11 protein-coding genes and 1 pseudogene are annotated in these 10275 nt (G+C 53.0%); 4 read left to right on the top strand and 8 right to left on the bottom strand.

Translation table 11 applies throughout. From position 1 onward, the window contains the following. Positions 1-21: 21 nt before the first annotated feature. From CNE01S_RS25980 to CNE01S_RS13325, 5 genes and pseudogenes are all read right to left on the bottom strand, one after another. A pseudogene (locus tag CNE01S_RS25980) lies at positions 22-270 on the bottom strand (lipoprotein); the annotation flags it as partial. A gap of 262 nt (positions 271-532) precedes the next feature. Then, positions 533-1057, bottom strand: a complete 525-nt coding sequence (locus tag CNE01S_RS13340) for a hypothetical protein (RefSeq protein WP_061276701.1) — start codon at positions 1055-1057, stop codon at positions 533-535. A 183-nt stretch (positions 1058-1240) separates the two neighbouring features. Then, positions 1241-1762, bottom strand: coding sequence for a hypothetical protein (locus CNE01S_RS13335; RefSeq protein ID WP_061276699.1), 522 nt, complete (start codon positions 1760-1762; stop codon positions 1241-1243). Positions 1763-2148: 386 nt separating this feature from the next. Continuing rightward, positions 2149-3276, bottom strand: a complete 1128-nt coding sequence (locus tag CNE01S_RS13330) for a DNA alkylation repair protein (protein ID WP_061276697.1) — start codon at positions 3274-3276, stop codon at positions 2149-2151. Between the two features lie 85 nt (positions 3277-3361). After that, positions 3362-4078: a Crp/Fnr family transcriptional regulator gene (locus CNE01S_RS13325; RefSeq protein ID WP_245874405.1), complete on the bottom strand. Its 717-nt coding sequence runs from the start codon at positions 4076-4078 to the stop codon at positions 3362-3364. Between the two features lie 248 nt (positions 4079-4326). Between CNE01S_RS13325 and deoD the strand changes: the two genes are divergently transcribed. Then, positions 4327-5037, top strand: coding sequence for a purine-nucleoside phosphorylase (gene deoD, locus CNE01S_RS13320; protein ID WP_061276695.1), 711 nt, complete (start codon positions 4327-4329; stop codon positions 5035-5037). A gap of 22 nt (positions 5038-5059) precedes the next feature. Beyond that, positions 5060-6586 carry a purine-cytosine permease family protein gene (locus tag CNE01S_RS13315; RefSeq protein ID WP_061276694.1) on the top strand — a complete coding sequence of 509 codons (1527 nt, stop codon included), beginning with the start codon at positions 5060-5062 and terminating at the stop codon, positions 6584-6586. Between the two features lie 17 nt (positions 6587-6603). Here the strand turns inward: CNE01S_RS13315 and CNE01S_RS13310 are convergent, their stop codons facing one another. Then, complete coding sequence (locus CNE01S_RS13310) at positions 6604-7503, bottom strand: LysR family transcriptional regulator (protein WP_061276692.1); 900 nt, start codon at positions 7501-7503, stop codon at positions 6604-6606. Positions 7504-7613: 110 nt separating this feature from the next. Between CNE01S_RS13310 and CNE01S_RS13305 the strand changes: the two genes are divergently transcribed. Together CNE01S_RS13305 and CNE01S_RS13300 are read left to right on the top strand one after the other, a co-directional pair. Continuing rightward, complete coding sequence (locus CNE01S_RS13305; protein ID WP_061276690.1) at positions 7614-8990, top strand: MFS transporter; 1377 nt, start codon at positions 7614-7616, stop codon at positions 8988-8990. A 3-nt stretch (positions 8991-8993) separates the two neighbouring features. Next, positions 8994-9368, top strand: coding sequence for a hypothetical protein (locus CNE01S_RS13300; RefSeq protein WP_061276689.1), 375 nt, complete (start codon positions 8994-8996; stop codon positions 9366-9368). Between the two features lie 47 nt (positions 9369-9415). Here the strand turns inward: CNE01S_RS13300 and proR are convergent, their stop codons facing one another. Together proR and CNE01S_RS13290 are read right to left on the bottom strand one after the other, a co-directional pair. After that, positions 9416-9718, bottom strand: a complete 303-nt coding sequence (gene proR / locus CNE01S_RS13295) for a transcriptional regulator ProR (protein WP_061276688.1) — start codon at positions 9716-9718, stop codon at positions 9416-9418. Then, the gene (locus CNE01S_RS13290; protein WP_061276686.1) at positions 9703-10077 is read right to left on the bottom strand and encodes a type II toxin-antitoxin system RelE/ParE family toxin; all 375 of its coding nucleotides are present in this window, start codon (positions 10075-10077) and stop codon (positions 9703-9705) included. Before CNE01S_RS13290 ends, proR begins: the two co-directional genes overlap by 16 nt. Positions 10078-10275 lie beyond the last annotated feature (198 nt).

Raw genomic sequence — 10275 nt, 5'->3', positions numbered from 1 at the left:
ATGGTGGTTCAGGCAAAAGCGTTACTTCCCACCGCCAGGTTCGGTGATTAATCCGTTATTGTCGATGAAAAAACCATATCGATAGACTTTGCGATTCAGCGTATACGACGTTTGATAGATGTAGCCGTGGGTAAGCGGAACCTTTATACAGGTATCTGGATAAGTGAGGTGTTTGAACTCAACGGTGGCAAGATCTTTATCGTAACCATCCTGAAAAGATGAAATCGAATAACGGCTTAACACATCGGATTTATCAACAGTAAAGCAGATCTAGCAGCGTCGATTTCTGCAGATCATAAGTGTACGGCCGAGGAGAAAGCCCCGCGAGTGCGCCCCCAGATCCCTCGCTGATGCTGCCAGACATGTATCATTTCATACGTGAAAAAATTATTCGGAAATTTTGCACGAGAGAAATCAGTCCATTGAGTTAGATTTTTACGTCTGAATAGGGTTATGCTTTGCGTGAATGAAATAAAGACACCGAATAGCAATGTATAATATTGCCATTCGGATAAAAGAAGATATTTAGTGGTTACTCAAAAAATGCTTGCGCTACAAAACTATAGGAATATGTTCCTGGCGGGGGAGTATAATCACTGATTGCTTTAAAGATAAGGGTGGTATCACCATCAACAATAATAGCACTTGAGCCCGCCGCTCTATTGGCGCGTGATGGAAGGTACTCTGCTTCCTTTATTACATAGCTTGCGGTGGTATTATCAAGCGAGGCCACGATGCCTCCCGTCTCGGTTTCGACGGTAACAGTAGAACCATTTCTGGATATAGGGGTTCTTTCTCCCGCTATAGCGACCTTGATACCTTCCGGTGCGCCCGGCAGTTTAACATTCAGCGTCGCGACCACATCCCCGCTATTTATATGCCCCGAAAATACTTTCGGGTCATCCGCATAGAATTCAAGGGCTGAATACTGATTGACCGTGAGATCGGTTGTGGCGGTCACTATTGTCCCGGAACCCCCTTCGGGCTGGGTGGCCAACGCGCCTGATGCTAAAAACAAGGCTGAGAACATACTTAGCGTAAAGCGTTTATTTTCCATACCTAACCTCTCTGAAATGGCGGAGATTAGCAAAATGCGCCGCAACCCTATAACTTTAAGATGTGAATTAAGATGATTAAGGCCCACTGTTCACTATCAGACCTTTTAGACGTCTGGTGCTTAAGATTAATTAAAAACTCCGTCTGGCATTGCCAGACGGACAAACGGAAGATTTTCCAGCGGTTACTCGGTAAATGCCTGTGCAATAAAGGTATAATTGTATTTACCCGGCATAGGTGATAGATTATCCCTAAAAGCGACGAATGGAATATTAATATCAGCGCCAGTCCCGTCGACAACAGCAGCATTTGCATTTGTTGTGGTGACACCACTCGGAACATAATCGATCCCTTTTAGGGTTATCATACTTTTATCTTTAATAATGCCTATTACTTCAGTTTGAGAAGTTACTCCATCATCATTGACGATAGTTCCGGCACTCCCTAATCCCGAGTACACACCAGCTATAGCTACTTGCATACCTTGCGGCGCATTCACCGTAAGATCAAATAACGGCTCACCAGCCTTGATAAGTCCGTCAAATTTATTCGCGGTGCTTGAGCTAAATTTTAACTCTGAAAACTTATTTACCGTAAACGAGGCTGTAGCCTGAGTGCTACCACCAATCCACTCTGGCGCAGCCAGGGCGCCTGAGGCTAAAAACATACCTGACAGTACGCCTAATGCGATAAGTTTATTTTTCATGCGTATATCCTTTATCCAATTATCCTATCCAATTATCCAGTATCCAGAACTACAGCAGAAAGATTAGAATCTGAGACGAGGCAAAGAATAGCCAGATCCCCTGCAATGAAAAGCTTAAGCGTATGAATTAAGTTTTTATTAATCCTGTTAATAAATTTAACAACGCAAAATCCGCAGGGTTGGCCCACAATAATTTTCCACGCCTCTTTATTTCTATATTGCTTTATTTTTTGGGGGAAGGACTTCAGCTATTGGCGGTTAAATTTGCTGAATTAAGAATAAGAGAGAGGTAATTCAGGTGTTTGCCACGCGAGTTTTCAACGGATACCTGCCGGGGTAATGCAGCCCCGAGCCACAAGGCTGCATTATCTGAATAAGCTATAACGTTATAAATTCAGCTCCCACTCCTCTCCCCCAAGCACCTTGCCGTTGACCTGGATCTCGATCCGCTGCACGCCGGAGTAATACTGGCGGGTGGTGATTTTCTTCACCGCGTGCTTTTTCTCTATGGTGACTATGCCTCCGGCCGGGAGTTCGAACGCGCGGAGCTTGAAGACCTTCGGGGCGGTGCTGCCGTTGGCTTTCATAAAGTGCAGCACGTAATCCACCACGATATTTTGCGGGGCATCGCTGGTTGAGCGCAGGCTGACTTTAAATTCCAGATTTTCGCCGAGGGCGATCGATTTTTGCTTGATGAGGAAGGCATCCAGCACGACGTCCGCGCCGTGCTGCACGCCGATTAGCGCCAGCGCATCCGGATGACCATTCTTAATTAAGGTACGCAGCGAGTGGCGGGTTATCCACGCGACTTTTTTTACGTCTTCACTGCCGGACTGTTTCGCCTGCTGCTGCCAGCTTTGCAGGAGCTGAATTACGTAGTCCGGGTGATCTTTGGTGATGTCGTTCAGGTGGTTGGCCACGCTCTTTCGGACGTACAGCTCTGGGTCGAACTTCAGGGCGTCCAGAATCGCTCTTGTTCCCGCCGGGTCTTTGATAAACAGATGCAGCTTTTCGCCCCACGGCACGCGCGGGCGTGTGCCTTCCGAAGCCCAGCGGCGGAGGTCCACACTTTCGTCCTGCGCACATTTGAGCAGAAAGCGCATGGTCGCATCGGGATCCAGCTTGATAAAAGGCCTTACGGCCCATTCGGCGGTAAAACAAACGGTGACCACTTTCAGGGCTTCGAGGGAGATTTCCGGGTGGTTCAGGCCATAAACCTGAATAAACTCTGCAAACGGCCAGACGGCAAAGCCGCGCAGCTTATGCTCTTTTAGCACGGAGACCACTACGCCCAATGCAGCCGGGTAGTCCTGCGGCAGTTCCGCCGCCAGCGCATCGCGGATTGACTGGACCCTGGCCTTCATTTCCAGCTTATCCAGCTTCTCTGCTTTTTTTAGAAAGACATCGACGTTAAAGGCGGGATAGCGCTGCGCGATTAAGTTGGCGATTTCCTGCAAAAGTGCATGATTAAAAGCATGCTTAAACGCGTTCTGGTTTTCGACTAACTCACTCACTGCTCTGCTCCACGGTGGATAACGTATTGCCGGAGTCTATCATCGTTTTTTCCCGGCTTTTTAGCCGTTTGCTACATAAATTTTGCTAGGCAATGCGCCCTGGATGGGTCAGCACCTGACGGAATTTCTCTATGTCGCAAATCACGAACTCATGCGCCACTTTCTGAATGTAGTGCTCTTCTATCAGCTGGTTTATCACCCGGCGGTAGGTTCTTTCGGAGCAGCCAAAGCGTTCGGCCTCGCGGGACACCTGCGAGAAGTCCACCAGCGGTTTGTTCTGCTGATGGCGCTCATACAGGTCGGCCACAATGTTAAACACCAACGGCTGCAGGAAACGTTCCATGGTTCTCGCCATTCCGCGCTGGTAGCTGGTAGAAAGCAACTGGCTGAGCCAGACGCCGACTTCCGCGTGGCTGGTCAGGATGGTGTCCATCATCGCCAGCGGGATGACTTTTACCGTCATGCTATCGTGGGCCACGACGGAGAACTGGCTCGGCGTGTGGGTAAGATATTCAATTTCGCCGATGATGGTATCACTGACAAAGCGCTGTCCCAGGCTGAACGCTTTCCCGTTTTCGGCGTTATAGTGCATGGTGTACTCGCCGAGCGTTATCCAGTAGAGCGCTTTGATCTCCTCACCCTGGCGCAGAATAAATTCGTCGGGGCCGATCTCTTTGCTTTTAAGCGGCGCGGCGTACACGGCATCGCGCAGGATCTGGTGCCCGCGCTGAGCGAATTGCTGAATAATATTCATGGTGTTGTCGCTCTCCGGCAGGGCTGCCACGCAGCTCAATAAGGTCACTAACTCGTCAAGTATTGCCTGTTTCGCCAGACTCTGCGGCGAAAAAGGCGGCTGAGATTAACTATCGTCCCTCGGTATTGTCAATACTCCGCGTTTTACTCATCCCTTGCCAGCCCTGGCGTTTCTCTTTTCTTTCCGGAGCAAAAATCAATTTTGTGATCGCCGTCGGCCCGGTCGGACATTTGCCTTTTTCTGCAAGCGACGGGGTTTCTATCTTAGCTGCATGAAACCAGCCAGGAGATCGTCAGATGACGCCACATATTAACGCCAACCCCGGCGACTTTGCCGAAACCGTGATCATGCCCGGCGACCCGCTGCGCGCGCAGTACATCGCGCAGACGTATTTAACCGATGCAAAGCGCGTGTGCGATACCCGCAATATGTTCGGCTTTACCGGCTATTACAAAGGCAAGCGCCTTTCCGTGATGGCGCACGGGATGGGCATTCCGTCCGTATCGATTTACGTCCATGAGCTGATTAACGCGTTTGGGGTTAAGCAGCTTATTCGCATCGGCACCTGTGGCGCGGTGGATGAAAGCGTCGATATGCGCAACGTGATTGTCGCCACCGGCGCGGGCACCTCTTCTTCGGTCAACCGAGACCGCTTTGGCGGTTACGACTACGCGGCCGTACCGGACTTTGACCTGCTGCGCCGCTGCTGGATGGCAGCTGAGAAACACAATATTCCGACCCAGTTCGGCAACACCTTCACCAACGACCTGCTGTACGACAAACCCGAAGGCATGCTCCCTGCCCTCAAAAAGATGAACATCCTTGCGGTGGAAATGGAAACCTCGGCGCTGTTCACCATCGCCGCGCAGTACCGCGCCAAAGCCCTGAGCCTGCTGACAGCCTGCGTAAGCAGCGTTACGGGTGAAGAGCCAACGGCAGAAGAACTACAAAACACGTTAGACAAAATGATTGAGCTCGCTTTAGAAACCGCAATTCTCTGCGATTGATTTCTCCCATAAGGGTTCTCCGATGACAAACTCTACACACCAGCCGGCCTCTGGCGGCATAAAAGTTGAAGCAAACGGCGTCAATGCCGTGCCCGAAGCTGAACGTTACGGCAAACCATCGGGGCTGTTCCCGATTTGGTTCTCCTGGAACGTCTCCATTCTGGGGATGACCTACGGCATTTACGTTTACTCATTGGGCCTAAGCGTCTGGCAGTCGATCACCGCCGGGATCATCGGCTACCTGCTTTCCTGCTGCCTGGTGGGCGTGCTGGCCGTCGGCGGGCCAAGAACCGGCCTGCCGACGCTGACCCAAACCCGTTTCTGCTTTGGCTATCACGGCAATAAATTCCCGACGCTGTTTGCCTATATTTCCAATATGGGCTGGAAAATCACCATTATTACCCTCGCATCGTCCACCGGCGCGGCGCTGTTTGCCAAACTTTGGCCCGCGGCATTTGCGCTGGCGGACGGCAAACCTACGCTGGTTTGCATTCTCGGCTGGTTCATCGTCAGCCTGGTACTGACCATGTCGGTCGCCATTTATGGCCACCAGTTGATCATGAAGGTGGAGAAATACATCGCCTGGCTGACCGGGTTTATGAGCATCATCTTTATCTTCCTGATGCTGCCGCATATTCACTGGGAAAAGCTGGGACAAAGCGCGGCCCACGGCGACCTGCTGACTTACATCGGCGGCGTAGTGATGGCGATGACCATGGTGGGCCTGGGCTTCCTGAACTACGGCGGCGACTTCGCGCGGTATTTGCCGAAGAAAACGCAGGCCTCAAAAGTTATTTTCTGGACAACGACGGGCATTTCCCTACCGGTAAGCATTCTGCTGGTGCTGGGTGCGTTTCTGGCCGACAGCAACCCGGACCTGAGCACCGCGGCGGCACAGTCACCTATCGCCTCGCTGACTAACCTGTTGCCGTTCTGGTTCTACGTGCCGTTCTCCATCGTGATTATCGTTTCTCTGTTGGCTGCGGCAATCACCGGCGTTTACAGCTCCGGCCTCGCATTGCTGGCACTGGGCATTCCGGCCAGCCGCGCCACAACCACCACGCTAAACGCGGCCATCATCGGCTTCGGCGCGTTTTACCTGATGTTTATTTCCGATTCATTCCTCGCGACCTTCCAGTCGTTCCTGGCCTCGATTTCGGTAGTGATTGGCTCCGCCGGGGCGATTCAGCTGATCGACTTCCTGCGACAGAAGCGCCTGGGCTGGGATGTATTGATGGCGAATAAAGCTGGATTTGGTGGCCGTGACGGCCGCTGGACGGCGCTGCTGTCGCTGGGGATTGCAACGATTGTGGGGCTGGGCACCATTACTTCCGGCGATCCTTACATCGCGCACGTGGTTGGCTTCCTGCTGACGGAAGAAACCCGCCACAGCGTCTTCGCGACGGCGAACCTGGGCGTTATCGTCTCGATGCTGACCGGGGGCGTATTGTATTCGCTGCTGACCTTCGGCCTGAAGATTGAGCTGCCGGGGATTTCTTCTGCGCCAGCGGCTGTAACCTTGCAGGGCAAGGCTCAAAAAGCTTTGTAAGCCTAAAAATGGACCCGCTAAGCGGGTCTGTTACTTTCCCACTCCTGCAAAAAGTCTATCAGCGCACGCACTTTCGCCGGAACATGCCGCGTGTTCGGGTAAACCGCATAAATTCCCTGCGACGGGAAACGGTATTCCGGCAGCACGGATTGAAGCTCGCCGCGTTCTATCGCTTTTCGCACCAGCCATTCTGGCAGTAAACCTACGCCGCAACCCTGAACTACAAAAGCCATCAGCGCCGCTGCTGTGTCGGTCATGAAGCGAGCTGGCCCGGTTATCGTTAGGTCTCGCGTTTCCCGATCTCGCCCAATAACCTGCCATTCTCGCGGCGTTGACAGCCGACGATGAATAACCCATTCCGCTTCGGCCAGCGCCTCGAGGCTGCCGATCGGGTTACGCTCAAGCCACTGCGGCGCGGCAACCGCCACAATATCAAAACGCTCTATCAGCGCCGCGCGATAAGACGAATCCATCAGCTTGCCGAGGCGAATGGCAACGTCAAACTGCCCGGAAATAAGGTTAACCGGCGCAGATGAAGACTCGTGCCGGATAGTCAACCCCGGATGCAGCCGCCCAAACGCGCTCAGCGCCGGGATAACTTTTGCCTGGCCGTATTCCGGCGTTGTCGAAATGCTCAGCTCGCCAGAAAACCCGCCGTGATGGCCCTGAACGTCTTCCACCAGCGCTTCGCTTTCTCTTAAGAGTTGTAAAGCACGTTGGTAAAACACCTCGCCCGCCTGGGTTAACGCCACGCGGCGCGTGGAGCGTACGAGGAGCGAAACGCCAAGCTCCGCCTCAAGCTGGCGAACGTTAAAGCTAATCACCGCTTTAGTTTGCTGCGCTGATTGCGCCGCTGCGGTAAATCCCCCGGCCTCCACCACGGCCACAAACTGTGCCACCCGCTGCAAGTTAAGCATGCTAATTCGCCTGATTATCAAATTATTTTTGACAGTGTATCAGCCGGAGCGGGATTTATCCGCCCCGCCAAAGCTGCTGAAATCGCCTTTTCTTTTTTACGAGAGCCGCCATGCCTTACCGCTACAGGGTCGCCGCCGTTTATCTGCTCGGCTTTTTTCTCGACTTAATCAATATGTTTATCTCCAACGTCGCCTGGCCAGAAATGGGGAGAGAGCTGCATGCGCCGGTCAGCGAACTGGCGTGGATAAGCCACGGCTATCTTTGCGGCCTGACGCTGGTTATCCCGTGCAGCGCATGGCTGACCCAGTGGCTGGGTGCCAAACGCCTGTTTATGCTTTCACTTGCGCTCTTTACGTTGGGTACGCTGGCATCCGGCCTCGCCCCTGGCCTGAACGCGCTGGTCGCCGCTCGTATTTTGCAGGGCGTGGGCGGCGGGCTGCTTATCCCCGTCGGCCAGGCGCTGACCTGGCAGCTATTCGCGGTGCATGAACGGGCAAAACTTTCATCAGCCATTATGCTTGTCGCGCTGCTGGCTCCGGCGTTTTCGCCAACGCTGGGCGGATTGCTTGTGGAGTCTTTCGGCTGGCGCTGGATATTTCTCTCGAGTCTGCCGCTGGCGCTGCTGACGCTGGCTCTCGCGGGACTTTGGCTAAAATCCGCAGAGAAACAGGCTGCCCGTCAGCCGCTGGACGTTAAAGGACTGATGCTGGGATCTGCGGGGCTGTTCGCTATTTTGCTGGGCGTCACCCAGGCCGGAAACCCGGCGGCGCATGCATCAGCATTTATGTGGCTCGTCGGCGGTACATTCATTTTGTGGCAGTTCATTCGCCGCAACGGCAGACAGCCGGCCCCGCTGTTCAGCCTGCCGCTGCTGGCGGACCCTCTGCTGCGCTATGCGATGTTTGTTTACCAGTGCATTCCTGGCGTTTTTATGGGCACCAGCCTGGTCAGCATTGTTTATCTGCAAACGCAGCTGGGCCTGTCTGCCACCCAAACGGGGATGTTGATGCTGCCGTGGGCGATGGCTTCTTTTGTAGCGATTTCGTTTACCGGCAAGATGTTTAACCGCCTAGGCCCTCGCCCGCTGATTACTGCCGGAGGCTTGTTTCAGGCCGCGGGAATTTTGCTACTGACACAAATCAACTCCGGCGAGCAAGCCTCGTGGCTGGTAGCCGCTTACGCCCTGATGGGCCTGGGCGGGAGCCTTTCCAGCAGCACGGCGCAGAGCACCGCTTTTATCTCTATTCCCTCGGAGGCGATGCCGGAAGCCAGCGCGCTGTGGAACATTAATCGCCAACTGAGCTTTTGCTTTGGCGTGGCGCTGCTGAGCCTGCTGCTGACCGTATTACAGGATGTGATGCCCGCGCCTCAAGCTTATCTTTTTACTTTTAGCTTTGCCGCCGCCGGGACGCTGGCCCCGCTGGTTTACTCTTTGTGGCTGAATAATCAGCAGATTAAAAATCAACTGATCCAAAAGGAATACTGAGCAATGAATATCTGGTTTAAGGAAGTGATTGAGGCCCACGTTGCTATCGAGCAATGGCTTGGCGCGGGCCAGGGAGAACTGGAGGCGCTTTTGACACGCTTTTCTGACGATTATTCGATGATTGCGCTGAGCGGTGCACGGCTGGATTATCCTGCACTTTGCGGTTTTTTCAGTACCAGCGGCGGCAGCCGTGAAGGACTGGCCATTGAGGTTGATAACCTTACTCTGCTAGACGAATGGCAGCACGGTGCCGCCGTGCTTTACCGCGAAACGCAGACCCTGAACGACTCAACCACCGAGCGCTGGTCTACCGTGGTTTTCCGCCGCGAGGGCGAGAAAGTGTTGTGGCGGCATTTGCAGGAAACCGGGCAGGCATAGATTATCCGGCGGAGACGGCATAGGCCGTCTTCCTGCCCGAATACTCTTTAGAGCGCAATTTTAAAATGGGAGCCGTCCGGCAGTTCAACATCCAGCTGAACCTTGCCGCCCGCCGCTTCAACATAGCGTTTGAGCGAAGATAGCTTGATATCACGGCCTTTTTTTTCCATTTCGGCAACGGTCGGCTGCTTCACACCCAGCTTTTGCGCCATCTCGTTCTGCGTTTTCCTTACCCGATCGCGCAATTCAGCGAGGTGGATATTCAGCAGCATCTCATCGGCCATGGCCTGCGCTGCGGCCACCACTTCGGGTTTCTCCTGAGCCATCCATTGTTCTAGCGTTCGACCCATTCTATTTGCTCCTTTTCCGATAATTGCTTTAAGTGTGCTCGAAATTCGTTGTCCGCTAAGGGCACCATAACGTCATAAAATCGCTTCTCATTGCCCACTTTATTCCCCGCACAGAGCAGGATGGCGCAGCGCCTGATATCAAAAGCAAAAAAGATCCTGAGTGGATCACCTTTGCGCTGGATACGCAGTTCTTTCATATTTGCGTATTGTGACCCTTTCACCGTGTCAGCATAAGGTCTACCGAGCAAAGGACCTCTCTCTTTCAGTAATACTACCGCCGCCATAACACAGGCTTTAGTGATGTCATCTGATGCCATGATCCACGCATCAAACGTATCCGTCATTTTTATCGACCACATACGACATCCTTTTCAATATAGGTTAAATACTATATAGGCACAAGGCTATATCGTGGATTATCTGTGTAAAAATGAAGCGGAACATGGCTCTGATTCAGAATGGTCGAGCGGTCTTCAGGTGTTTTTTGACATATACGGGATGTTGCAAAGCGGATGGGAACTAACTCGCAGATAAAAAAAATGGGCGAGATAACCTCG

Source organism: Cedecea neteri NBRC 105707 = ATCC 33855, assembly GCF_001571265.1.
Lineage (GTDB): Bacteria > Pseudomonadota > Gammaproteobacteria > Enterobacterales > Enterobacteriaceae > Cedecea > Cedecea neteri.
Note: the sequence above shows the minus strand (reverse complement) of the source record. Positions and strands in the feature narration are given on the sequence as shown.